This is a genomic window from Paracoccus sediminis (genome assembly GCF_900188295.1).
In the GTDB taxonomy this organism is placed as follows: Bacteria; Pseudomonadota; Alphaproteobacteria; order Rhodobacterales; family Rhodobacteraceae; genus Paracoccus; species Paracoccus sediminis.
Genome location: NZ_FZNM01000003.1, coordinates 320,225 through 342,165, shown reverse-complemented (window position 1 = coordinate 342,165; position 21,941 = coordinate 320,225). Strand labels below are relative to the sequence as shown.

Here is a 21,941-nt window from a genome sequence, read left to right as displayed (position 1 = left end):
ATGACGGTGCAATCCATCGGGGATCAGGCGCGTGCCTTTGCGATGCAGGCGGCCTCCAGCCGGATCAAGACGACCCTTGCGACCCTGACGGCGGAACTTTCCAGCGGCGAGGTCGCGGATCTGGGCGCCCGGCTGGGGGGCAATACCCAGCATTTGGCCGGTATCGAATCGAGGCTGGCCATGCTGACCCAGCTTCAAGGCAACGCGGACGAGGCCGCGGCCCAGACCAAGGCCATGGGGGATGCCCTGTCGGCGGTCCAAGGCGTGGCCGAAGGTTTGGGGCAGTCGCTTTATCTCGAGCCGAGCCTGGTGACCGACAGCCTGATGGCGACGCGTTCGGCCCAGGCCGCGATGGACCTGCAAGCGGCCGTCGGACATCTCAACGGGTCGGTCGGGCAGCGTTTCCTGTTTTCGGGGGTGGAAAGCGATACGGTTCCGCTGACGTCGGCCGACAATATCCTTGCGGAACTGACGTCGCGGGTAACGGGGCTGACCACGGCCGCGGATATAGCCCAGGCCGTGTCCGACTGGTTCGATGCACCGCCGGGATCAAACGGTTTTGCGGATTTCGCCTATCAGGGTGGGGCCGGTGGCCAGCAGACCCGGATCGGAGAGAGCACGACCGTGACGTTGACGACCACGGCGTTGTCGCCGTCGATCCGTGACAGCCTCAAGGGTCTGGCAACGGCCGCCCTGCTGGATCGCGGCGCCTTGGCGGGCGATTCCAACGAAGGCCGGAAACTGCTGCGCCTTGCCGGAAAATCGCTTCTGGACAATTCCCCGGCCCTGATCGCCGAAATGTCGCGCGTGGGCTATGCGCAGCAGGTCATCGCCAGCACCCGGACCCAGGGCGATGCCGAGGCGGCCACCTTGCAGACCGCGCGCAACACGCTGCGCGAGGCCGATCCCTTTGCCACATCGACCGCAATCAACGATGCGGAAACCAGGCTGCAAACGCTGTATTCCGTGATCGGACGGCTATCGCAGCTCAAGCTGGCGAATTATCTGTGATGGCCCGTTTTCTGGTAATGATCGTCATGGCGCTGCTGCCGGTCCTAGCCGCCGCCGCGCCGGTGCGGATCAAGGATCTGGCCGATTTCGACGGGGTGCGGGGCAACGATCTGGTCGGCTATGGGCTGGTCGTGGGGCTGGACGGAACCGGGGACGGATTTCGAAATGCTCCCTTCACCGAGGAATTGCTGGCGGGGTTGCTGGAACGTCTGGGCGTCAACGTCACGGACGAGGCGCTGCGGTCGCGCAACGTCGCCGCCGTGGTCGTCACGGCGGCCCTGCCTCCCTTCGCGCGGTCGGGTAGCCGAATCGACGTCAGCGTGTCCACCATCGGCGATGCCAAAAGTCTGCTGGGCGGCACCCTGGTCATGACGCCGCTGAAGGCCGCCGACGGCAACATCTATGCGGTAGCCCAAGGGTCGATCATCGCCAGCGGCGCCTCGGTCGAGGGAGAGGCCGCGCGCGTGGTCGAGGGAGTGCCGACCTCGGGCAAGATCCCGGTCGGCGCGCGGGTCGAGCGCGAGGTCGAGTTCGATTTCGCGGGGATCGAGAACATCCGCGTGGCCCTGCGCAATGCCGACTTTACCACCGCCACCCGAATCGAGGATGCCATCAACAGCGATTTCGACCGCCGTGTCGCCGTGACCCAGGACAGCGGCACCGTCCTGGTCGAATTTCGCCAGCTTGGCGACGTCAACCCCGCCCGCGTCTTGGGCCGCATCGAAAACCTGATGGTCGAACCCGAGGATCGGGCCAAGGTGGTCATCGACCACAAGTCGGGCACCATCGTCATCGGCGAACGGGTGCGCATATCGCGGGTCGCGGTGTCGCAGGGTGGGCTGACGTTGCAGGTCAGCGAGGCGCCGATGGTCTCGCAGCCCAATCCCTTTGCGCGGGGTGAAACCGTCACCGTTCCCCGGACCGTGGCCGAGATCCGAAACGAGCCGGGGATCGGTTTTGCCGAGGTGGCCGGCGAAACCTCGCTCAGCGATCTGGTCGCGGGGTTGAATGCCTTGGGCGTCCGTCCGCGCGAAATGATCGACATCCTGAAATCCATTCATGCCGCCGGTGCGCTGCACGCGGATCTGATTATCGAATAGACAGGCAAAAGTTCTTGGACCAAGGCAAGTGACACCCCATTCCGCATCGCATAGACGGTTATCCGACACGTCCAGCCTGGGGTCGAACCGATGAAAACAGAAACCACTGCCTTGCCTGATGTCCTTGTCATCACGCCGGCGCGGTTTGGCGACGAGCGAGGGTTTTTTTCGGAAAGCTGGAACCGCAGGACCCTGCGTGATGCAGGCGTGGACCTGCCCGAATTCGTGCAAGACAATCATTCCCTGTCGCATCGCGCCGGAACCGTCCGGGGGCTGCACTATCAGGCGCCGCCGTTCGCGCAGGGCAAACTGGTGCGCTGCGGCCGCGGGTCGCTGCTGGATGTCGCGGTCGATGCGCGGCGGGGCAGTCCGACCTATGGCCGGTGGGTCGCGGTGGAACTTTCCTTTGAAAACGGACGGCAGCTGTGGATTCCCGTTGGGTTCCTGCATGGCTTCGTGACGCGGGAACCGGACACGGAAATCGTCTATAAATGCACAGCCCATTATGACCGGGCCAGCGATGGCGCGGTCCGCTGGGACAGTCTTGGGATCGATTGGGGCGTTGATGATCCGGTTCTGTCCGACAAGGACCGCGCTGCCCCGGCCTTTGCCGATTGGCAGTCGCCGTTCCAGTGCGAAGGTGCGGCATGAAGATCCTGGTTACGGGCGGCGCCGGGTTCATCGGCTCGGCCGTGGTCCGGCTGGCGATCCGGCGTGGCCATTCGGTCGTCAACGTCGATGCGCTGACCTATGCCGCAAACCTTGCGAATGTCGCCGAAGCCTCTGACAGCCCGCATTATCGGTTCGAACATGTCGATATCTGCGACCGGCGGGCCCTCGAACGGGTCTTTTCCGCTCATCGCCCCGAGGCGGTGATGCATCTGGCCGCGGAAAGCCATGTCGATCGATCGATCGACGGCCCAGCGGCCTTTGTCCGAACCAATGTGCTGGGCACGTTCAACATGCTGGAGGCCGCGCGCGATCATTGGACCGATTGCGGCCGGCCCCCCGGTTTCCGCTTTCACCATATTTCGACCGACGAGGTTTTCGGATCGCTCGGGGCAACCGGACAATTCACGGAAACCACCCCCTATGACCCGCGCAGCCCCTATTCGGCCAGCAAGGCCGGATCGGACCACCTGGTGCGCGCCTGGCACGAAACCTATGGGTTGCCGGTCGTCGTGACCAACTGTTCGAACAACTATGGGCCTTATCATTTTCCGGAAAAGCTGGTGCCGGTCGTGATCCTCAAGGCCTTGGCAGGCGAACCGATCCCGGTTTACGGCGATGGCGGCAATGTCCGGGACTGGCTGTATGTCGAGGATCATGCCGACGCGCTGCTGCGAGTCATTGAAAAGGGGCGGGTCGGCCGCAGCTACAACATCGGCGGAGAGAACGAGGCCACGAACATCGATCTTGTCCGCACCATCTGCGCCCATATGGACGACCTGCATTCCAAAGGCGCCCCCCATGCCGACCTGATTACCTTTGTCCCCGACCGCCCCGGCCATGACCGGCGCTATGCCATCGACCCGACACGGATTCGCAACGAACTGGGCTGGCGCCCCTCGGTCACGGTCGAGGAAGGGCTGCGCCGGACGGTCAAATGGTACTTGCAGAACCGCCATTGGTGGCAGCCGCTTTTGGCGCGCCAGGGCGTCGGTCGGCGTCTGGGTCAGGCAACATGAAGGGCCTGCTGGTTCTCGGAAAGTCCGGGCAGCTTGCACAGGGTCTGGCCCGGCTTGCGCCCGATGCGGCATTCTGGGGCCGGGCCGAGGCCGACCTGTCGCGGCCCGAGGCGGTGATGGAAAGGATCCGTGCCCTGCGGCCCCTGGCGATCATCAATGCGTCGGCCTATACGGCGGTGGACAAGGCGGAAACCGATGTGGCGGCTGCGGCGATGCTGAACGCCACGGCCCCCGGCCTGCTGGCTCGTGCCGCCGCCGATCTGGGCGTGCCATTCCTGCACGTCTCGACAGATTACGTCTTTGACGGGGGGGGCGATCATTCCCGGACCGAAGATGCGGCGACGGCCCCCCTGGGCATCTACGGCCAGACCAAGCGGGACGGGGAACGGCAGGTCGCGGCGGCGGGCGGCCAGTGGGTCGTGATGCGCACGTCCTGGGTGTTTTCGCCGGATGGCGGCAACTTCGTTAAGACGATGCTGCGGCTTGGCGCCGACCGAGACCGGATCGATGTCGTCGCCGACCAGATCGGCGGCCCGACCGAGGCGGGCCGGATCGCCGCCGCGCTGCTGGACATGGCCGGCCAGATGCTGGCCGACCCCCGGAAGGGCGGGCTGTATCATTTCGCCGGGGCCCCGGACGTCAGCTGGGCGGATTTCGCGCGGGCGATCTTTTGCCGCGCCCGACTGGATTGCGCCGTTCAAGACATTCCGGCCAGCGATTATCCGACCCCGGCACGGCGTCCGGCCAATTCGCGGCTGGATTGTTCGAAAATCGCGCACGACTTCGGGATCGCGCGGCCCGACTGGCGGGCCGATCTGGACCATGTCTTGAACCAACTGGGATACCCATCATGACCGGACGCAAGGGCATCATTTTGGCGGGCGGATCGGGAACCCGACTTTATCCGATCACCTTGGGCGTGTCCAAGCAGTTGCTGCCGCTTTATGACAAGCCCATGATCTATTACCCGATCAGCGTGCTGATGCTGGCGGGGATCCGCGACATCGCGATCATCACCACCCCCGAGGATCAAGCGCAGTTCCAGCGGCTTTTGGGGGATGGCGGACAGTGGGGGGTACGGTTCGAATGGATCGTCCAGCCATCGCCCGACGGTCTGGCGCAGGCCTATCTGCTTGCCGAAGATTTCCTGGCGGGGGCCCCGTCCGCCATGGTGCTGGGCGACAACATCTTTTTCGGCCATGGTCTGCCGGAGCTTCTGAAGGCCGCCGACCGGCGCGATGGGGGCGGCACGGTTTTCGGCTATCGCGTGTCAGACCCGGAACGTTATGGCGTTGTGGATTTCCAGGACGATGGCCGGGTGCGGGCCATCATCGAAAAACCGGAACGGCCCCCGTCGAATTTCGCGGTGACAGGACTTTATTTCCTGGACGGCACGGCCTCGGCCCGCGCCAAGTCCGTCAAGCCCTCGGGCCGCGGCGAACTCGAGATCACGACGCTTCTGGAGACCTATCTTCATGACGGCAGCCTGACGGTCGAGAAGATGGGCCGCGGATTTGCCTGGCTGGATACGGGCACCCATGCCAGCCTGCTGGATGCGGGGAATTTTGTGCGCACCCTGGAAAACCGGCAGGGCTTGCAGACGGGCTGCCCCGAGGAGATCGCCTTCGAGGCCGGATGGATTTCCAGGGATGAACTGCGCGACCAGGCGCAGAAGCTGTCGAAGAATTCCTATGGCCGCTATCTGCTGGGGCTGCTTGGTCCGCATTGACGCAGGCGACCCATCAGGGCCGCGGCGAACAAGGCGGCCGTTCCCGGCCGGGTCTGGCGGTAAAGCCCAAGCCGCGCCATCGTCGCCGCCGCCACCGGCCCCCTTTGATGCAGGGCTTTGCCCAGGCCGTCCAGGATCCTGCGGTTTTCGGGCAAGAGTTCCGTCCGCACCGCGCTGAGCGCGGCGTGGTTGGCGGCCAGCCAGCCGCCGTATTCGCCCGCCAGCAGCCTGCCGATCCGATGCGACATGGCGGCGATCGTGTCGTTGCGGCCCATCTCGCTCTGGCCATGCTGACGATAAAGCAGCACGGGCTGTCGGTCGTGGATCAGCTCGGCGCCCGCGCCCCCCATGATCTGATAGGCCCACCAGTCGTGGGAGGGGATCCCGGCGGTCTGCGCATCCCCTGCGCAGCGGCGCAGGATCGCCGCAGCCTTGGCATTGAAGACCGATGTATTGCCCGCCATGATTGCCTGCACCACGGCATTCCGAAATCCGAGAGGCCGTGGGAAGTGGCGCGATTCCGCGACGGGATGCAGGGCCGCATCCGCGATGACGGTGCGGGCGGCGTAATGGGCGGGTCCGTGGAAAGGCGACAGCGCCGCCATCGCCCGCGCCAGCTTGTCGGGAAACCAGACATCGTCCTGATCGCAAAAGGCGACCGCCCCCTCGGGTGCGACCGACAGAAGATGCAGGAAATTCAGCGTGGCGCCCCGGCCCGGTCCGTCGATCAGCCGGACCTGTCCGGGGGGGCGGGACGCCGCAAAACCCGCAACAATGTCACGGGTGGCGTCCGCCGATCCGTCGTCCGACACGATCAGCCGCCAGGTCCGATAGGTCTGTCGGGCGATGCTGTCCAGCTGCGCGCCGATGAAGGCCGCGCCGTCAAAGCTGGCCAGCAGGATCGTCACGGGATGGTCAGGGGCAAGGGGGGGCGGACGGTCCACCGGCATGTCCTCGGGGTCGGGCAGGGCTGGTATCTGCCCTGACCGCTTGTCCGATGCAACCGTCAGCCATCCTGGCGAACGATATCCTCGATCAGGACGGCCTTGACGGGCAGGTCGGTGCTGGCTTCCGCGGCCTTCAAGAGACGGGCGCGAAGCGGAGCAAGCCGCGATTCCGCCGTGAAGTTGCCATCGAATCCGCCCGTGTTGGCGTGGATCATCAACTCCCGCAACAGGGCGTCGCGCAGACGGTGTTCCTGCTGTTTCAAGGCAGGCAGATCCGACCCCGACGTTTCCAGCGTCAGGGTCAGGATCATCACCGCGCCCAGATCCCCGTTGCGCATCATCGGCACGAAGAACTGGTTCGGAAAGGTGAACCATCCCTCGGCTCCGGCGGCATCGGAGTCGCCCCCCTCCTTGCCGGCTGTCTTGTCTTCGCCTTCGGCGGATGCGGTTTCGGCATATTCGCCCTTAGGGGCGCCCTTGCCGGTGGGTTCGGCTTCGGCGTAATCGCCGCTCTCTGCAACCGCAGGGGCCTGCTGGTCGCCGCCCCTGGGGGCGGGGCGCAGCATCTCGCCCGCCGCGACGCCGCCGACCAAAGCCACGGCCGGAACCAGCAGAGCCAGGATCTTCTTCATGGCCAACCTCAATAGGGCAGGATCACGTCGGCCAACTGCTGACCGAGACGGGGTTGCTGCACATCGGTGATCTGTCCGCGTCCGCCGTACGAGATGCGCGCGCCGGCGATCCGATCATAGGCGATCTCGTTGCTGCGGTCGATGTCGGCGGGGCGCACGAATCCGCTGACGGTCAGTTCGCGAAGCTCGAAGTTCACGCGGACCTCTTGGGTGCCTTCGATCTGCAAGGTGCCGTTCGGCAGGCTGTCGATCACGGTGGCGGCGACGCGCAGGGTCAGCTTGTCGCGGCGGGTGATATTGCCGCTGCCCTTGTAGGTCGAGGAGGATTCGGCCTCGGCCAGATTGTCGAAGTTGGCGCCGTCGGGCAGCTTTTCGTTCAATCGCTGCGGAATGCCGATCATCTGCGGAATGCTGACGCTTTCGCCCGACTGGCGGCTGCGTCCCGAGGTGTTGGTCATCTGCGCCTCGTCGTCGATCTCGATCACCACGGTCAGGATGTCGCCCCGCGTGGCCGCGCGCCGGTCGCTGATAAGCGACGACGTGGTGCCCGCCCACAGGGAGGCTGCCGCCTCGGGGCGCCCGGAATCGACCGGGATTTCCAGGGGCGGGTTGGTCATGGCGACGAACTCCTCGCTGTTGCGGGGCGAGGTCAGCGAGGGAGGCTTGCCGATATGGTCGGCGCGCGCGCAGGCCGAAACGGCCAAGGCAAGGCAGATCAGGGCGGTCGGTTTCATGGAATGTCCTTTGTGGGATCAGTTCGTCGCCAGCAGGCTTCCGTCGGGCTGGATGACGGCGCTGATCGAGGTGCGGGATTCGAGGTTCATGACGCGGATCACGTCGCCCGCCGCGCCGTCCGACAGCGTACGAACCTGGATCACGATGCGCAGGGGGCCGCGTTGGAAGGTCAGCGGGTGAATCTGGTTGCGCGCGATCAGTCTGGGCGCCTGCAACAGCGCGGCCTGAAGGGGGCGCCCTTCGCGAATGGTGATGCGCGTCTGCAACCCGATCGCTTCGGACGGATCGGACAGGCCGGGCCGGTCGCCATCGACGGCGCGCAGATCCGCCGCCGTGATGATCGTTCCCGCAGGCAGGGTGCGCGCGGCCGCCAGAACCGCTGCCTGCGCGGGCCAGGGGGACAGGACCAGGACCAAGACAAGCCAACGCATCAGCGCACCTGAGTCGTGGCCGCCAGCATCTGGTCGGCGGCGGTGATGACCTTGGCGTTCAGTTCATAGCCGCGCTGCGCCTTGATGAGTTCGGTGATCTCGCGCACGGAATCGACCGAACTGTCCTCGAGATAGCCCTGCCGCAGCGTCCCCAGCCCCTCCTGCCCTGGTGTCGTCACCTGCGGCGTCCCCGAGGCCGCGGTTTCCAGAAACAGGTTCGATCCGATCGCCTCCAGGCCCTTTTCGTTGGAAAATCCCGCCAGCGTCAGCTGGCCCAGCATCTCGGGTTCGACCTGATCGTTGAAATAGGCGTACACCTCGCCCGCCGCATTGATGGAAATGGTGCGCGCGTCGTCCGGGATGGTGATGCCCGGCACGACCGGATAGCCGTCCGAGGTCACGATCAGCCCCTCCGGGGACCGCTTGAGGCCGCCGTCGCGGGTAAAGGCCGAAATGCCGGACGGCAGAGTCACCTCGATATAGCCGTCGCCGTCGATGGCCAGATCCAGATCGCCCCCGGTCTGGGTCAGCGCGCCCTGTTGCAGGTTGATGCTGACCGCCGTGGGACGCACCCCCAGGCCCAGCTGGACGCCCGCCGGGATGACCGTGCCGTCGGCGGCCGTCACCGTGCCGGGGCGCATGGCCTGCTGGTAGTGCAGGTCGGCGAATTCCGCGCGCCGGGCGTTGTAGCCGGTGGTGGACATGTTGGCCAGGTTGTTCGAGATGACCTCGACACGGGTCTGCTGCGCGCTCATGCCGGTGGCGGCGATCTGCAAGGCTCTCATCGGTTGTCCTTTCAGCGGGTCATGCCGGTGATCGCGCTGCGGATGCGCTGATCTTCGCGGTCAAGGAAGGATTGGCCCAGCTCATAGGCGCGCTGGACCTCGATCATGCGGGTGATCTCGAACACGGAATCGACATTCGATTCCTCGAGGAAGCCCTGCCGGATGCGGGCATCGTTCACCGGCTGGGGGGCGGCGTCGGTCGTGAAGGACGTGCCGCTCTGATAGGTCAGCTGCCCGTTTTCGGGGGCGGCAAAGACGCCGATCCTGCCGAAGGCCACGCCGTTCGCGGATAATGTGCCGTCCGCGCCCACCGCCACGCCGCTGGCGCCGGCGGGCACGATGATCGGCGCCATGCCCTCGTCCAGCAGGCGAAATCCGTCGGCGGTCATCAATTCGCCTTCGGCCGAAGGCAGAAAGACCCCGGCGCGGGTCAGGCGGTTGCCGTCCGGGGTTTCAATCAGAAAGAACCCGTCGCCTTCGATCGCAAGGTCGTAGTTGCCGCCAGTCTGGGTCAACACGCCTTGGTCCAGATCGACCAGCCGCCCGCGGGCATTGGCCATCGACAGGGTATCGCCGTTGCGGTCCAATGCCGACAGATGCTCGGCAAAGATCACGCCCTCGCGGCGAAAGCCGGTGGTGTTGGCGTTGGCGATGTTGTTGGCCACCACCCGCATTTCCGCCATCAGGCCAGACTGACGCGTCAGGGTCGCATAGATCGCGTTTTCCATGGATCAGCGCCCCGCGATCAGGGGGATGATCTGCCCCACATAGAAATCGGACAGCGCGGTCGTCATGAAGCTCATCGTGACCCAGAAGACGGCCAGCATCAGCCCGACCTTGGGCACGAAGGTCAGCGTCATTTCCTGAACCGAGGTCAGCGCCTGGAACAGGCCGATCACGACGCCCGCGATCAGCGCCACCGCCAGCATCGGGGCCGAGATTCGGACCGAAATCAGCAGGGCTTGGCGCAGCATGTCGAAAAGCAGCGTTTCATCCATGGATCACACCGGCATCCGCAGGATTTCCTGATAGGCTTCGACTACCTTGTCACGGATGGCGACAACGGTTTCCATCGCGACCTCGGCTTCGGCCAGGGTCTGGACCAGGCGTTGGGTTTCGATCTGCCCGGTCATGGTCCCGGTCGCGACCTGATCCACCTTGCCCATCTCGGCGGCGAAATCCTCGGCGGCGTTCGACAGGGCCTGAACGGCTGGGGCTGGCTGGCCGGGCGCCACGGCACCCTTGGCGGCGGAATAGGCATTGGCGGCATTCAAGCTTGTCAACATGGCGGGCCTTTCTAGCGGCGCAGAAGTTCCAGAAGCGACGCACCCATCTGGCGCGTCTGCTCGAACATTTTCAGGTTGGCCTCATAGCTGCGGCCCGCCTCGCGGGAATCGGCGATCTCGATCACCAGATCGACGTTGGATCCCAGGTAATAGCCTTCCTTGTCGGCCAGGGGATGCGAGGGATCGTAAAGGCGCGGCAGTTCCTTCTGGTCCAGCCGCACCTTCGATGCCTCGACCTCTCCGGTGGGGCGGCCAAAGCGGACCGCCTCCTCGAACGTGACCAGCTTGCGGCGATAACCGGGGGTGTCGGCGTTGGCGACGTTTTCGGCCGTATGGCGCAGGCGTTCGCTTTGCGCGCGCATCCCCGATGCCGACAGGTGCAGGGCGGATATGGGCTTGTCCATCATCCCCTCCTGCCGATGCTGGTGCGCACCAGATCCAGTGCCGAACGATAGATGCCCAGCGACAGGTCATAGCTGCGCTTGACCTCGGCCGCCTTCAGCATCTCCTCCTCCAGCGACACGGAATTGCCGTTGGGCGAGACCCCGGTTTCGGTCGTTGCGGGGCGGGACGACGCCGTCCAGTCGGCGACTTGCAGGTGCCGCGCATCGGTCGCGCGCAGGGGTTCGGATGCCGCGCGATAGCTGTCGGCAAAGGGTTGCAGATCCTGGGCCTTGAAACCTGGGGTGTCGGCATTGGCGATGTTGCGGGCGACGGTGATCTGCCGCTGGCTGGCGTGGCTGCCCATGGCACGGGCCATGCGCATCATTTCGATCTTTTCAAACATGAGGCTTCTCCTCATTGGCGATAACCCGGTCTTAACCGCGATTCGTTTAGAAACCGTTTGCGGCTGGAAAAAACGGAAGGCGGACATGGACCAATCGACATCCATCGCGGCGCGGATCGCCGACATGCGCATCACCCGGCATTTCGGCAGGGTCCATTCGATGCAGGCCGGTCTGATTCGGACCGAGGGGCTGAACAGCCATGCCTCGGTCGGGGACAGGGTGCGGATTTCCTTGCAGAAAGGCCATGTCGCGGGCGAGATCGTGGGCTTGGCCCCGCGCCATGCCGACGTGCTGCCCGAAGGCGATGCCGAAGGGTTGTCGGTGGGTGCCGAGGTCGAATTGCTGTTCGCGCCCATGATCGCGCCCTGTGACGCCTGGATCGGGCGAATCATCGACCCGCTGGGTCAGCCCCTGGATGGCCGTCCGCTGCCCCAAGGCCGCGATCCGCACCCTTATCGCCGCGAGGCACCGTCTGCCGTGCGCCGCAAGCGGCTGGGTGCGCGTCTGGCCACCGGGTTTGCGGTTTTCGACACCGTTCTGCCCTTGGTCCGGGGCCAAAGGATCGGCCTGTTTGCGGGGTCGGGTGTGGGCAAATCCACGTTGCTGTCGGGACTGGCCAAGGGGGTCCAGGCCGATGTCGTCGTCATTGCCATGATCGGCGAACGGGGCCGCGAACTGCGCGAGTTCGTCGAAAAGACCCTGGGGTCAGAGGGAATGGCACGGGCCGTGATCGTGGCCGCGACTTCCGACCGTTCGCCGCTGATCCGGCGTCGCTGTGCCTGGGCCGCGATGGCGGTGGCCGAACATTTCCGCGACCAAGGCCGCCATGTCCTGTTTCTGGCCGATTCGATCACCCGCTTTGCCGAGGCGCACCGCGAGATCGCCTTGTCCGCGGGCGAACCCCCCAGCTATCGCGGCTTTCCGCCGTCGGTGTCCAACCTCATCATGGCGCTGGCCGAACGATCCGGGCCGGGCCTTGAAGGGATGGGCGACATCACCGGCATCTTCAGCGTGCTGGTGGCGGGGTCGGACATGGAGGAGCCGGTGGCCGACATTCTGCGCGGCACACTGGACGGGCATGTGGTGCTGGACCGCACGATTGCCGAACGCGGGCGTTTTCCGGCTATCGACGTGGTGCGGTCGGTGTCCCGATCGCTGCCCGACGCCGCCAACGAGGACGAGAACCGGATGATCGCCAAGGCCCGTGCCGCGCTTGGCGCCTATGCCGAATCCGAACTGATGATTCGCGCGGGGCTTTACGCGCCGGGATCGGACCCGCGGCTGGACGAGGCCGTGAAACTGTTTCCCCAGCTGGACCATCTGGTCACATGCCGGACGCAGGGGGTCGGGGACAGCTTTGCCGCGCTTGCCGCCGCGCTGCGCGTCCCCGCGCCGGGCCGCCCGGCTGGGCGGAACTAAAACCTTGTCGGCAAGCGTTCGGTTTGGCTTGATGAATGTTAGGCCGCAACATCTGCACATTGCGCGGAACAGGCCAATTTGCGAAATGTCATCCGCTGGAGAGGAATGGACGGAATTGGCGATAACCGAATATTTTGTCCGTTATCTTCAACGGCGTGACGTGCTTGCTCCTCAGGATCTGGCGCGCCTTCGGGCGCTCACGACCCAACATGCCCATTACGCCGCCGGCGAGGTCATCGTGCCGGCGGGCAGCAGTCCCAGCCGCAGCTGCATGATGCTGCGCGGATTGTCGGCGCGGTCGAACCAGCTGGTCGGGCGACCCGATGACCGCGTGATTACCGCGCTGCACGTTCCAGGCGATTTCGTGGATCTTCATGCTTTCGCCCTGGCAAAGCTGGACCATTCCATCGTCGCGGTCGGCCCGGTCGAGGTCGAATTCATCGACCACGCCGAACTGACCGAAATCACCGAGAATTTTTCCCACCTGACGCGGCTGTTGTGGATGGCGACGCTGATCGACGCGGCGATCCACCGGCAATGGCTGGTCGCTGCGGCGTCGCTGCGATCCAGTGCCCACCTGGCCCACCTGCTGTGCGAAATCTATACGCGGCTGAACGCCGTCGGCGCGGCGTCCGACGGCCAGTTCCAGTTGCCCTTGCTGCAACGGGAACTGGCGGACATCCTGGGCTATTCCCCGATCCACGTGAACCGGGCCGTCCGGGATCTGCGCGACCGCGGCCTGATCCGGTGGTCGGGGTCGGACATCACCATTCTCGACTGGAGGGGTCTGACACTGCTGGCGCGGTTCGATCCGTTCTATCTGGATCTGGAACGCACCCGGCGGTGATGGCGGCGCCGCTTACTGGCACAGGCGCCAGCCGCCGCGCCGCGCCGCCACGTCCAGATGCAGATGGCCGCCATGCGCCGCGTTCGAACCGGGGCCGAGGACCGTGGTGAAGAACAGGCATCCCGCCGACCGGACCGTCCTCTGGAATGCCTCGGCCAGATCGCCCGTGTCCCTGCGCGGCTGGATCGTCAGCGGCCCGGCGCCGTCGAACGTGATGGCGGCTATGTCGATGGCGTTCCCAAGCGCGTGTTCCGACAGTTTGGGCCGCGCCTCGCCCGTGCCGACGCGGGGGCGGCAATCATAGGTCGTGCCCAGTTGCAAGCCGGCGACCGTTGGCGCCCCCGGCAACAGCGCCGCCGCCGGGCGCAGGAAATCGCGGGCCCAAAGACCAAGCGACCGCGCCGTGCCGCAGCGCATGACCGCACCGCCGTCCAGCGTCAGGCCGGGCAGGATATGCGTCACCCGGATCGGGCGGGCGATCCCGCAGTCGCGATCCGCGTCGTCGGCGATGGGCTGTTCCAGCGAATAGACCGTGCCAAGACCGGACAGCGCCTGGGTGCAGGCGGCGAAATCGGCATCCGCTTCCCGCAGCGCCCACCAGGCAGGCGGCGCGGGCGGGCCGAAGATCGCGGCAGCAGGACTGGATGTGTCTTCGAGGATCGCCTCGGGCTGTTTCCGGATATCATCGGGCCGTTCCGGGGGGCGGTCCTGTGCGGCGGCAGGTGTTGCGAACATGCCCAGCGCCAGCAGGACGGCCCCCAGCCAGTTCATGGCTGGACATCCGCCGGGGGCACGACAAAACCATCGGGCAGGGCGCCCGTCAGCGCGTCGGTCAGTGGATCGGCCTGGGGGTCGGGCTGCGGGGCCAGGGCATCGGCCTCCTCCTCGGAGGTGTTTTCGAAGACCGGTTCGACCGGCTGCGGCGTGGCGGCAAGGGGATCGTAATCAAGCGGCTGATCGGCCGTGGCGGTTGCCACCGGCGGTGCGGGGGTCGTTGCGTCCGGGACGGCCGTGTCCGGGACGGCGGTATCCGGGACGGCCAGCGGCTCGGCCGGGGCGGCCGGGGCCGGGGCAACGCCCGTCGCATCGGCGATGGTGACGCCCGCCGGCAGGAATTCGACCGTGGTGCCGTCGATGCGCACCATGTGGGCCAGTTCCTCGGCGTCCCAGTTGGTCAGGCGCACGCAGCCCATGGACTGGTTTTGGAACAGCTGCGACGGCGTGGGGGTGCCGTGGATGCCGTAGCTGGGCTTGGACAGGCCGATCCAGACCGTGCCCACCGGGCCGTTGGGACCGGGCGGCACCACCAGGGGCTTGTCGTTGTCGCCCTGCTGGAAATTCTTTCGGGGATCATAGGTATAGTTCGGGTTCAGCGCGATCGTGGCCACATGGTGATTGCCCGACGGCGACGGCGTGGCGGACGATCCGATGGTGGCCGGGAAATCCACCAGCAACTGGCCGTTCGCATCGAACCCGGCCACGCGCCGGGTGTTCACATCGACCAGGATGCGCGCGACGGTGCCGCGCATTTGGGAACCGGGATTGATGACCTTGATGGTGGCGCCCGGTATCAGATCGACGCCGGGATTCAGGAAGGCGATGAATTTTTCGTCCATGTGAAACCGTTCGCCCAGACGTTCCGCCACGCTGGTATGGGCCAGGGTCTTCATCTGCGCCTTTTCGGCGTAATCGGCCGGGATCGAATCGACCAGGCCCTGCGCGTCTTCCGGCGTGATGGTATAGTCCTGGGTGGCGGGCTGGGCGGCAAAGGATTGCAGCAGGTTCCAGACATGCGGATCCATCGCTCCGTCGATGGGCAGTCCCGACCGGCGTTCAAAGGCCATGATCGCGCTCTGGCTCATGCCGCCCTTGAAGCCGTCGATGACGCCCGGCGAAATACCCGACCGATCCAGCAGAACCTGCACCTTGGTGGTCAGCGCCGATCGCCCCGACGGCAGGTCGCCGCCGCCATAGGTGGCCGCCTCGACATCGGCTGCCAGAAATTGCCTGTTCGTCTGCGCGGCGACAGGCAGGGCGGTCACTGATGCCAGCATCAGCACAAGAGGGAATCGGGCAAGGCGCGGCATCAAACTCTCCGTCGGGACAGGCGCAGCATCGGGGGTCTTTCGTGGAAGCGCCAGATAGACCGCCGGTCACATTCCGGTCAATTCCCGTTTGAGTTCGCCGGTTGCCCGGACTAGCCTGCCAGCGGGTCAGCATATTCGGGGACAGGGTGACAGGCGACGGAATGGGGATCACCGGCCTTGCCGCCATGGTCGCGGTGATCGCGCTGACTGCCCTGCGAATGCCGATCGCCCTGTCGCTGATGCTGGCGGGTCTGGCCGGGCTGGCGCTGTCGGGCAGCCTTGACCAGGCCCTTGATCCGCTGTCCGGCCTGCTGACCGCGCCTGATCTGGCCCTGGTGCCGCTGGTTCTGTTTCTGGGAAACGTCGCCTTTTACGCGGGCTTTGCCACGCGTGTCCACGACGCGGCCGCTGTGATCCTGCAAGGCTGGCGGGGCGGGCTGGCCTTGGCCGCGATCGGCGGCTGCGCGGGGTTTTCCGCAACGGCGGGGTCGTCGCTGGGCTGCGCCGCCACCCTGTCGCGCATCGCCGTCCCGGACATGCTGCGCGCGGGATACGATCCGCGTCTGGCGGGGGCATCGGTCGCCATGGGCGGCACGCTGGGGGCGCTGCTGCCGCCGTCGATGCTGCTGATCGTCTGGGGACTGCTGTCGGGGACGCCGGTGGCCACGATGTTCCTGGCCGGGTTGCTGCCTGCCGTGCTGTCGCTGGCGGGAATGGCCGCAGTCGTGCTGTGGTGGGTCTGGCACGATCCCGCTGCGGCACCCGTGCCGCCGCCGCTGGCCATGGGGCCGGGGGCCGCCATGCAGGCGGTGTGGCCCGCGCCGATCCTGTTTGCCATCCTTGTGGGCGGCATCGCGTCCGGTCTGCTGTCGCCGGTTGCGGCCGTGGCGATCTGTCTGGGACTGACGCTGGGGTTCGGCCTGATCCAGCACCGCCTGACGCCCGAAACGCTGTGGGCGGGCCTGCGCGACGCGCTGCGCCAAACGGCCTCGATCCTGCTGATCCTGGTCGCGGGGCGGCTGTTCCTGCTGTTCATGGACATCACCGGGCTTCCGGCAGCCGTCGCGGACTGGGCCGCCGCAACCCTGCCCATGCCGTTGGCCTTTGCCCTTTTGGGCGTGGCCTGCGTGGCCCTGGGCCTGGCGGTCGAGCCTGTGGCGATGCTGGTCCTGGCCCTGCCGTTCGGGCTGGCTCTGGCGACGGCCTGGGGCCTTGAGGCCGTCTGGGCCGGCATCGTGCTGGTCAAGCTGGTCGAGATCGCGCTGATCCTGCCGCCGCTGGGCCTGACGGTCATCGTGATCGGCACGGCGGTCGGGACGGTGCGGCCGGCCGCGATCTTTGCGGGCGTCGGCCGTTTCCTGTTTCTGGACCTTCTGGTCTTGGCGGCGCTGATCCTGTTTCCGGCCCTGGTGTGGACGGTGCGATAGGCTCAGTCCTCGGACACCAGCCGGTGCTGGGGGGGATAGAACTGGCGGGCGAAGGACACCGGGGTCGTGTCGTTCCAGTTGATGCGTTCGATCGTCAGGACCGGCGTGCCTTCGGCGATCCCCAGATGACGCGCGCAATCGCCCTTGGCGGCATCGGCCAGGATCGAAAACCGTCCGTGCGTCAGGGCCACCTTGCTTGCCAGCCATTCATGCGGCGATTGCCGTTCGACATCCGCGCGTGTCACGGGCGGCAAAAGGCGGGTGTTCAGCCAGATCGATTCGCAGCAATGGGGATGGCCGTCCGCGCTGTAGGTCACTGTTACCAGCAACAGATCCTCGTCCGCCGACACTTGCAGGGCACGGGCCGCGGCTTCCGAGGGCAGATGGGCATTGAAGCTGACCAGGGCATAGGCATAGCGCGCGCCCATCCCCTCGATCTCGGTGCGCATGGCGGGCATGTCCAGCACCGTGCGCCGGGCCGAGGTGGCCGCGACGCGCGTGCCGACCTTGCGCCTGCGTTCGATGATGCCGCTGTCGGCCAGTTCGCGCAGCGCACGGTTCACGGTTGCACGGGCGCAGCCAAGGCTGGCCGCCAGCTCCTGTTCGGTGGGGATCAGTTCGCCCGGCGGCCATTCGCGGGTGCGGATCCGTTCCAGGACGTCGGCACGGACCGATTGCCAGGTATTCATGCGTCGGCCCCCGCCTGCCGCGCCCGAAGCGCGCAGCGACCGGACAAGGTTTCCGGAAATCTTTGCCATTTTTTTACTTTATAAACTGGGAACATAGAACCTGCCTAATGTCGGGAACCGTTGACGCAAAAGGAAGCTGTCCAAATCGACAGTGGCCTGCCCGACCGGCAAGGGCTTGCCCGCAAGCGGTGTTCGCACGGCGACTGGCCGCTTGCGCCGCGCGGCGCGGCTGCTATTGCATGACGTGCAGTCAATCGTTGGGGGACCGATGCGCGCCGACACCACGACGACCAGCGGCCGTGCCGCCACCGGCACGGCCTGGGGGATCCTGACCGCGATCAGCCTGTGCCACATGATAAACGACGTGATGCAGTCGATGCTGGCGGCGATCTATCCGCTGCTGCGGGTCGAATTTTCGCTGACATACGCCCAGATCGGCGTGATGACCTTTGCCTTTCAGGTTACGGCGTCGCTGCTGCAACCGTTGATCGGCATGGCGACCGACAGGCATCCCCAGCCGCGGTCGCTGCCTTTCGGCATGGCCTCGACCTTTTGCGGGGTGCTGCTGCTGGCCTTTGCCTATCGTTACGAGATGCTGCTGGCGGGGGCCATGCTGATCGGGGTCGGGTCGGCGGTGTTTCATCCCGAAAGTTCGCGCATGGCGCGGCTGGCGTCGGGCGGACGGTTCGGGACCGCGCAGTCGCTGTTCCAGATGGGCGGCAATTTCGGGCAGTCGCTTGGCCCCCTGCTGGCGGCTTTCATCGTCGTGCCGCTGGGCCGCCCGGCGGTCGCGTGGTTTGCGGTCGCGGCCGCCCTGGGCGCGACGTTGCTATGGCAGGTCGGCGCCTGGGCCGAAGGGCGCCGCCGCGCCGCTACCGCGCGGTCCGACACGGCCCTGCGCCTGCCCCGCAGCATCGTGACAAGGGCAATCGCCGTGCTGGCCATCCTGACCTTCACGAAGAACATCTATACCGCCTCGATGAGCAGTTATTTCACCTTCTTCACGATCGAGAAGTTCGGCCTGGGGCCGCAGGGCGCGCAGATCATGCTGTTCCTGTTTCTGGGCGGCATGGCCGGGGGCGTCATCCTGGGCGGGATCGTGGGCGACCGGATCGGGCCGTTGCGGGTCATCTGGTTTTCCATTCTGGGCGTGCTGCCCTTCACGCTGCTGCTGCCCCATGTCGGGCTGGTCGCGACCGGGGTTCTGGCGGTCGTCATCGGGTTGATCCTGGCATCCGCGTTCCCGGCCATTGTGGTCTTTGCGCAAGAGCTTGTGCCAGGCCGCACCGGCACCATTGCGGGGCTGTTCTTCGGCTTTTCCTTCGGCATGGGCGGCATCGCCGCCGCCGCTCTGGGTGTGCTGGCCGATGCGCGCGGGATCGAGGCGGTGTTTCTGCTGTGTTCGTTCCTGCCGGTCCTGGGGATCCTGACGATCTTCCTGCCGCGACCGGGCCGGTTGATTGCCGGATGACGGCGCCATGACCGGCGGGCCGCTGTTCTTCCACATCAGCCCCGATGGCTGCGGAGAGGAACGGCTGGCCGCCCTGTTCAATCAAAGCGGCCACCCTGCCGTCTGCCACGACGCCGGACGACTGGCCGAGACGATGCTGTTCGCCAAGGCCAGCGGCGGGGAACCGTTGTCCCGTTGGCCGGACGCCGCGCTGTTCGCGGGCCTTTACCGCCACGTCCCGCACTGGCGCCCGCCGTTGCAGGCATGGCGGCATTTCGGCTGGCTTTCCGGGCGTTTCCCGCAGGCGCGCTTCATCCTGACCCTGCGCCGTCCCGAGGACTGGATCCTCGACCGGCTGACCCGCGACGGCGGGGCCGTCCTGCGCTGCCATGCCCACCACCGGGGCTGCGACCCGGCCGACCTTCCCGGCCTGTGGACGGCTGACTGGCATGGTCATCTGGCGGCGGTCGAAACGTTCTTTGGCGACGATCCCCGCCTGATCCGTGTCGATCTGGACCGCGAAACGCCTGCCGATCTGGCCGCACGGCTGGGGTTGATGCCGCCCGGTTCCGGATCGCAGGCCTGGTTCGCCCAAGGCGCCGCCACCCAGCCTGCCGATCGGGCGCGGGCGCGGTGCAGACCTGCGGTCGAGAGGGTCGATGCCGACGATGCCGACGACATCGCGGCCTTTTGCCTGCGGGGGCTGGGCGGCACCGGGAAAGAGGATGGCGGTCTTTCGGAATATTTTTCCGCATGGGATGGCGCGGGGCGTGTGACAGACCGCAAAGGCGACCAGCGGCGCATCACGGTCCAGGGGGGCGTGGCCGTGTCCGCCCCCGACCGGCATTTCAAGCTGATCCGGGCCGAAGGCGTCATCAACGACGTGCTGCGCCTTGGCCGTGCCCAGCCGCTGCGCATCGACATGGAGGATTCGCGGTGGTTCGGATCGCCGCAGGGTGAACCCCTGTCTGCGCCGACCCTGTGCCACAACCGCCGGATGGGCGCCCGGAACGCGGTTCTGTGGCCGCTGCCCGATCAGCATTCCATCGGGTTGCCGGGTTTCGACGATGCGGCCCCCGATCCGATCCCATGGGAGGAAAAGCTGGACCGGGTCGTCTGGCGCGGCATGATCTCGGGCAGCGTGATGACGGGCGACATCAAACCCGGCCCGGCCTCGCATGTGTTCCTGCGCCAACTTGCCGATGCGGCGGACGACGCCGCGCGCCAGGGGGCGTGGGATCGGCTGTGCAACACCAACCGGCTGGCCTTTGTGCGCCGGTGGTGGGGGCATCCGGATTTCGACCTGGGCGTGGTCATGGCCTGGGGTTTTCGCGCGTTGGCCCAGGATCCGTTTCTGGCGCCTTACTGCAAGCCGCGCCGCGACCGCGCCTTTTTCCATCGTTTCCGTTACCGGCTATGCCTTACGGGATACGATCACGGGTCGAACTTCATCGGCGCCATCGACAGCCAGTCCGTGCTGCTGGCCGTGGACGATGGGTGGGAGGTGTTCTATTCCGGCCGCTTCCAACCGTGGAAACACTATGTCCCGCTGGAACGCCATTGTGCCGACATCGCCGAAAAGCTGGCCTGGGCGCGCGACAATCCCCAGGCGTGCAAGGCGATGTCCGCGGCGGCGCGGGCCGAGGCTGCGTTGCTGCGCAAGCCCGCCACGCGCCGGGCGATCCTGGAACGGATCCTCGACGGGCTGGCGGCGGCGGGTTAAGCCAAACGGCAGGAGGACCCCATGACCACGATCCGCATCGAACCCCTGACCGCCGACGCCTTTGCCCCTTTTGGCGATGTTCTGACCCCGCGCGCCACGCCCGACCGCATGATTAACGCAGGCCGCTGCGAACGCCACCATGCGCTGGCCACCGTGGAACGGGCAGGGGGCGAGGCGATCATTTCCCTGTTCCGGTCCCAGGCCGTCAGCCTGCCTTATGACTGCACGCTGCTGGAACGGCACCCGCTGGGCAGCCAGGCCTTCATGCCGCTGGGGCCGGATGCCTGGCTGTCGGTCGTGGCGCCGGATGACAAGGGCAAGCCGGGAACGCCGCGCGCCTTTCTGGTGCCTGCGGGCACCGGCGTGAATCTGCGGGCCGGGGTCTGGCACGGCGTGCTGACGCCGCTGGACAATCCGGCCGATTTCCTGGTCGTTGACCGAGAGGGCGAGGGTACGAACCTTGAGGAAGTGACGATCGCATCCGTGACGATCACCGCATGATCCTGCCCGATTTCAGCGTCGAACGAGGCGCCCTGGCCCGTGGCGCCCGCCGCGTCGCGGGCGTGGACGAGGTCGGGCGCGGCCCCCTGGCCGGTCCCGTCACCGCCGCAGCCGTGGTGCTGGATCCCGACGCCATTCCCGATGGCCTGAACGATTCCAAGAAGCTGACGGCGAAACGGCGCGAAGCCCTGGCCGCATGGCTGGCCGCCCATTGCGACCATTGCATCGTCCATGTCGGGGTCGAGGAGATCGACCGGCTGAACATCCTTCAGGCATCGCATCTGGCAATGCGTCTGGCGGTCGCGGGGCTGCGAACCCCGCCGTGCCATGCCCTGATCGATGGCAACCGCGTTCCCCGCGGCCTGCCCTGTCCGGCCGAGGCGATCGTGTCGGGCGACGCCCGTTGCGTCACGATTGCCGCCGCATCCATTCTGGCCAAGGTGGCGCGTGACCGGCTGATGGTGGATTTGGCGCAACAACATCCCGGTTACGGGTGGGAGTCGAATGCGGGCTATGGCACTCTGACCCATCGCAACGCCATGCTAGATTTGGGCGTCACCCCTTATCATAGGCGTTCGTTCGCGCCGGTCCACAATATCTTGTGTAAAGACGTCAGAACAAACCCTTGATTCAAAAAAGAAATTGACGCCGAATCGGGTCTGAATC

General features: G+C 66.3%; 26 protein-coding genes. 13 read left to right on the top strand and 13 right to left on the bottom strand.

The genetic code is table 11. The annotated features are described in order from the left end of the window. The 6 genes from CHB77_RS07135 (at position 1) to rfbA (ending at position 5,528) form a co-directional block, all read left to right on the top strand. On the top strand, positions 1-1,011 hold the full coding sequence (locus CHB77_RS07135) for a flagellin (protein WP_089387481.1): 1,011 nt from the start codon (positions 1-3) through the stop codon (positions 1,009-1,011). After that, on the top strand, positions 1,011-2,111 hold the full coding sequence (locus tag CHB77_RS07130; RefSeq protein WP_089387480.1) for a flagellar basal body P-ring protein FlgI: 1,101 nt from the start codon (positions 1,011-1,013) through the stop codon (positions 2,109-2,111). Before CHB77_RS07135 ends, CHB77_RS07130 begins: the two co-directional genes overlap by 1 nt. Before the next feature lie 90 nt (positions 2,112-2,201). Next, positions 2,202-2,762 carry a dTDP-4-dehydrorhamnose 3,5-epimerase gene (gene rfbC, locus CHB77_RS07125; RefSeq protein WP_089387479.1) on the top strand — a complete coding sequence of 187 codons (561 nt, stop codon included), beginning with the start codon at positions 2,202-2,204 and terminating at the stop codon, positions 2,760-2,762. Then, positions 2,759-3,799 (top strand): dTDP-glucose 4,6-dehydratase, encoded by a 1,041-nt coding sequence (gene rfbB / locus CHB77_RS07120; RefSeq protein ID WP_089387478.1) that lies wholly within the window; start codon positions 2,759-2,761, stop codon positions 3,797-3,799. The genes rfbC and rfbB overlap by 4 nt, the downstream gene beginning before the upstream one ends. Continuing rightward, positions 3,796-4,653, top strand: a complete 858-nt coding sequence (rfbD, locus tag CHB77_RS07115; RefSeq protein ID WP_089387477.1) for a dTDP-4-dehydrorhamnose reductase — start codon at positions 3,796-3,798, stop codon at positions 4,651-4,653. The genes rfbB and rfbD overlap by 4 nt, the downstream gene beginning before the upstream one ends. Continuing rightward, positions 4,650-5,528, top strand: a complete 879-nt coding sequence (gene rfbA / locus CHB77_RS07110; protein ID WP_089387476.1) for a glucose-1-phosphate thymidylyltransferase RfbA — start codon at positions 4,650-4,652, stop codon at positions 5,526-5,528. The genes rfbD and rfbA overlap by 4 nt, the downstream gene beginning before the upstream one ends. Here rfbA and CHB77_RS07105 read toward each other — a convergent pair. From CHB77_RS07105 to CHB77_RS07060, 10 genes are all read right to left on the bottom strand, one after another. Then, positions 5,498-6,472, bottom strand: a complete 975-nt coding sequence (locus tag CHB77_RS07105) for a glycosyltransferase (protein WP_165456215.1) — start codon at positions 6,470-6,472, stop codon at positions 5,498-5,500. The genes rfbA and CHB77_RS07105 overlap by 31 nt on opposite strands. Before the next feature lie 62 nt (positions 6,473-6,534). Beyond that, on the bottom strand, positions 6,535-7,107 hold the full coding sequence (locus CHB77_RS07100; protein ID WP_089387622.1) for a hypothetical protein: 573 nt from the start codon (positions 7,105-7,107) through the stop codon (positions 6,535-6,537). Between the two features lie 8 nt (positions 7,108-7,115). Next, on the bottom strand, positions 7,116-7,841 hold the full coding sequence (gene flgH, locus CHB77_RS07095) for a flagellar basal body L-ring protein FlgH (protein WP_089387474.1): 726 nt from the start codon (positions 7,839-7,841) through the stop codon (positions 7,116-7,118). Positions 7,842-7,859: 18 nt separating this feature from the next. Continuing rightward, entirely contained in the window at positions 7,860-8,273 is a 414-nt protein-coding gene (gene flgA, locus CHB77_RS07090; RefSeq protein ID WP_089387473.1) for a flagellar basal body P-ring formation chaperone FlgA, read from the bottom strand. Then, entirely contained in the window at positions 8,273-9,058 is a 786-nt protein-coding gene (gene flgG / locus CHB77_RS07085) for a flagellar basal-body rod protein FlgG (RefSeq protein WP_089387472.1), read from the bottom strand. The genes flgA and flgG overlap by 1 nt, the downstream gene beginning before the upstream one ends. 11 nt (positions 9,059-9,069) lie before the next feature. Further along, on the bottom strand, positions 9,070-9,786 hold the full coding sequence (locus CHB77_RS07080; RefSeq protein ID WP_089387471.1) for a flagellar hook-basal body complex protein: 717 nt from the start codon (positions 9,784-9,786) through the stop codon (positions 9,070-9,072). 3 nt (positions 9,787-9,789) lie between these two features. After that, positions 9,790-10,056, bottom strand: a complete 267-nt coding sequence (locus CHB77_RS07075; RefSeq protein ID WP_089387470.1) for a flagellar biosynthetic protein FliQ — start codon at positions 10,054-10,056, stop codon at positions 9,790-9,792. Between the two features lie 3 nt (positions 10,057-10,059). Continuing rightward, a complete protein-coding gene (gene fliE / locus CHB77_RS07070) occupies positions 10,060-10,344 on the bottom strand; it encodes a flagellar hook-basal body complex protein FliE (protein WP_089387469.1) in 285 nt (94 codons plus the stop codon). Between the two features lie 11 nt (positions 10,345-10,355). After that, positions 10,356-10,748 (bottom strand): flagellar basal body rod protein FlgC, encoded by a 393-nt coding sequence (flgC, locus tag CHB77_RS07065; RefSeq protein ID WP_089387468.1) that lies wholly within the window; start codon positions 10,746-10,748, stop codon positions 10,356-10,358. After that, positions 10,748-11,131 (bottom strand): FlgB family protein, encoded by a 384-nt coding sequence (locus tag CHB77_RS07060; protein ID WP_089387467.1) that lies wholly within the window; start codon positions 11,129-11,131, stop codon positions 10,748-10,750. The genes flgC and CHB77_RS07060 overlap by 1 nt, the downstream gene beginning before the upstream one ends. Before the next feature lie 85 nt (positions 11,132-11,216). Between CHB77_RS07060 and CHB77_RS07055 the strand changes: the two genes are divergently transcribed. Continuing rightward, positions 11,217-12,551, top strand: coding sequence for a FliI/YscN family ATPase (locus CHB77_RS07055; protein ID WP_089387466.1), 1,335 nt, complete (start codon positions 11,217-11,219; stop codon positions 12,549-12,551). A 160-nt stretch (positions 12,552-12,711) separates the two neighbouring features. Beyond that, positions 12,712-13,398, top strand: coding sequence for a Crp/Fnr family transcriptional regulator (locus tag CHB77_RS07050; protein WP_242626558.1), 687 nt, complete (start codon positions 12,712-12,714; stop codon positions 13,396-13,398). Positions 13,399-13,410: 12 nt separating this feature from the next. On the opposite strand, the gene CHB77_RS07045 is transcribed toward CHB77_RS07050, so the two are convergent. Together CHB77_RS07045 and CHB77_RS07040 are read right to left on the bottom strand one after the other, a co-directional pair. Continuing rightward, entirely contained in the window at positions 13,411-14,169 is a 759-nt protein-coding gene (locus tag CHB77_RS07045) for an extensin-like domain-containing protein (RefSeq protein WP_242626557.1), read from the bottom strand. Continuing rightward, positions 14,166-15,485, bottom strand: a complete 1,320-nt coding sequence (locus tag CHB77_RS07040; protein ID WP_089387464.1) for a L,D-transpeptidase family protein — start codon at positions 15,483-15,485, stop codon at positions 14,166-14,168. The genes CHB77_RS07045 and CHB77_RS07040 overlap by 4 nt, the downstream gene beginning before the upstream one ends. A gap of 161 nt (positions 15,486-15,646) precedes the next feature. On the opposite strand from CHB77_RS07040, the gene CHB77_RS07035 reads away from it, so the two are divergent. Further along, entirely contained in the window at positions 15,647-16,912 is a 1,266-nt protein-coding gene (locus CHB77_RS07035; protein ID WP_089387463.1) for a TRAP transporter large permease subunit, read from the top strand. Positions 16,913-16,914: 2 nt separating this feature from the next. On the opposite strand, the gene CHB77_RS07030 is transcribed toward CHB77_RS07035, so the two are convergent. After that, positions 16,915-17,670 (bottom strand): histidine utilization transcriptional repressor HutC, encoded by a 756-nt coding sequence (locus tag CHB77_RS07030; RefSeq protein WP_089387462.1) that lies wholly within the window; start codon positions 17,668-17,670, stop codon positions 16,915-16,917. A gap of 199 nt (positions 17,671-17,869) precedes the next feature. Here CHB77_RS07030 and CHB77_RS07025 point away from each other — a divergent pair, with 199 nt between their 5' ends. The 4 genes from CHB77_RS07025 to CHB77_RS07010 are packed head-to-tail and all read left to right on the top strand — an operon-like array spanning position 17,870 to position 21,904. Further along, a complete protein-coding gene (locus tag CHB77_RS07025; protein ID WP_089387461.1) occupies positions 17,870-19,072 on the top strand; it encodes an MFS transporter in 1,203 nt (400 codons plus the stop codon). 7 nt (positions 19,073-19,079) lie between these two features. Beyond that, positions 19,080-20,774 (top strand): glycosyl transferase family 90, encoded by a 1,695-nt coding sequence (locus tag CHB77_RS07020; protein WP_089387460.1) that lies wholly within the window; start codon positions 19,080-19,082, stop codon positions 20,772-20,774. A gap of 21 nt (positions 20,775-20,795) precedes the next feature. Beyond that, entirely contained in the window at positions 20,796-21,275 is a 480-nt protein-coding gene (locus tag CHB77_RS07015) for an ureidoglycolate lyase (protein WP_089387459.1), read from the top strand. Continuing rightward, complete coding sequence (locus CHB77_RS07010) at positions 21,272-21,904, top strand: ribonuclease HII (protein ID WP_089387458.1); 633 nt, start codon at positions 21,272-21,274, stop codon at positions 21,902-21,904. Before CHB77_RS07015 ends, CHB77_RS07010 begins: the two co-directional genes overlap by 4 nt. The last annotated feature ends 37 nt before the right edge of the window (positions 21,905-21,941 follow it).

Coding starts and splice junctions, on each gene's coding strand:
- rfbD (WP_089387477.1), top strand. CDS start 3,796: ATGAAGGGCCTGCTGGTTCTCGGAAAGTCCGGGCAGCTTGCACAGGGT.
- CHB77_RS07025 (WP_089387461.1), top strand. CDS start 17,870: ATGCGCGCCGACACCACGACGACCAGCGGCCGTGCCGCCACCGGCACG.
- CHB77_RS07075 (WP_089387470.1), bottom strand. CDS start 10,056: ATGGATGAAACGCTGCTTTTCGACATGCTGCGCCAAGCCCTGCTGATT.
- CHB77_RS07035 (WP_089387463.1), top strand. CDS start 15,647: ATGGGGATCACCGGCCTTGCCGCCATGGTCGCGGTGATCGCGCTGACT.
- CHB77_RS07080 (WP_089387471.1), bottom strand. CDS start 9,786: ATGGAAAACGCGATCTATGCGACCCTGACGCGTCAGTCTGGCCTGATG.
- CHB77_RS07100 (WP_089387622.1), bottom strand. CDS start 7,107: ATGAAGAAGATCCTGGCTCTGCTGGTTCCGGCCGTGGCTTTGGTCGGC.
- CHB77_RS07055 (WP_089387466.1), top strand. CDS start 11,217: ATGGACCAATCGACATCCATCGCGGCGCGGATCGCCGACATGCGCATC.
- rfbB (WP_089387478.1), top strand. CDS start 2,759: ATGAAGATCCTGGTTACGGGCGGCGCCGGGTTCATCGGCTCGGCCGTG.
- rfbA (WP_089387476.1), top strand. CDS start 4,650: ATGACCGGACGCAAGGGCATCATTTTGGCGGGCGGATCGGGAACCCGA.
- CHB77_RS07060 (WP_089387467.1), bottom strand. CDS start 11,131: ATGTTTGAAAAGATCGAAATGATGCGCATGGCCCGTGCCATGGGCAGC.
- CHB77_RS07130 (WP_089387480.1), top strand. CDS start 1,011: ATGGCCCGTTTTCTGGTAATGATCGTCATGGCGCTGCTGCCGGTCCTA.
- CHB77_RS07015 (WP_089387459.1), top strand. CDS start 20,796: ATGACCACGATCCGCATCGAACCCCTGACCGCCGACGCCTTTGCCCCT.
- CHB77_RS07045 (WP_242626557.1), bottom strand. CDS start 14,169: ATGAACTGGCTGGGGGCCGTCCTGCTGGCGCTGGGCATGTTCGCAACA.
- CHB77_RS07040 (WP_089387464.1), bottom strand. CDS start 15,485: ATGCCGCGCCTTGCCCGATTCCCTCTTGTGCTGATGCTGGCATCAGTG.
- CHB77_RS07010 (WP_089387458.1), top strand. CDS start 21,272: ATGATCCTGCCCGATTTCAGCGTCGAACGAGGCGCCCTGGCCCGTGGC.
- flgA (WP_089387473.1), bottom strand. CDS start 8,273: ATGCGTTGGCTTGTCTTGGTCCTGGTCCTGTCCCCCTGGCCCGCGCAG.
- flgH (WP_089387474.1), bottom strand. CDS start 7,841: ATGAAACCGACCGCCCTGATCTGCCTTGCCTTGGCCGTTTCGGCCTGC.
- flgC (WP_089387468.1), bottom strand. CDS start 10,748: ATGGACAAGCCCATATCCGCCCTGCACCTGTCGGCATCGGGGATGCGC.
- CHB77_RS07020 (WP_089387460.1), top strand. CDS start 19,080: ATGACCGGCGGGCCGCTGTTCTTCCACATCAGCCCCGATGGCTGCGGA.
- rfbC (WP_089387479.1), top strand. CDS start 2,202: ATGAAAACAGAAACCACTGCCTTGCCTGATGTCCTTGTCATCACGCCG.
- fliE (WP_089387469.1), bottom strand. CDS start 10,344: ATGTTGACAAGCTTGAATGCCGCCAATGCCTATTCCGCCGCCAAGGGT.
- CHB77_RS07030 (WP_089387462.1), bottom strand. CDS start 17,670: ATGGCAAAGATTTCCGGAAACCTTGTCCGGTCGCTGCGCGCTTCGGGC.
- flgG (WP_089387472.1), bottom strand. CDS start 9,058: ATGAGAGCCTTGCAGATCGCCGCCACCGGCATGAGCGCGCAGCAGACC.
- CHB77_RS07135 (WP_089387481.1), top strand. CDS start 1: ATGACGGTGCAATCCATCGGGGATCAGGCGCGTGCCTTTGCGATGCAG.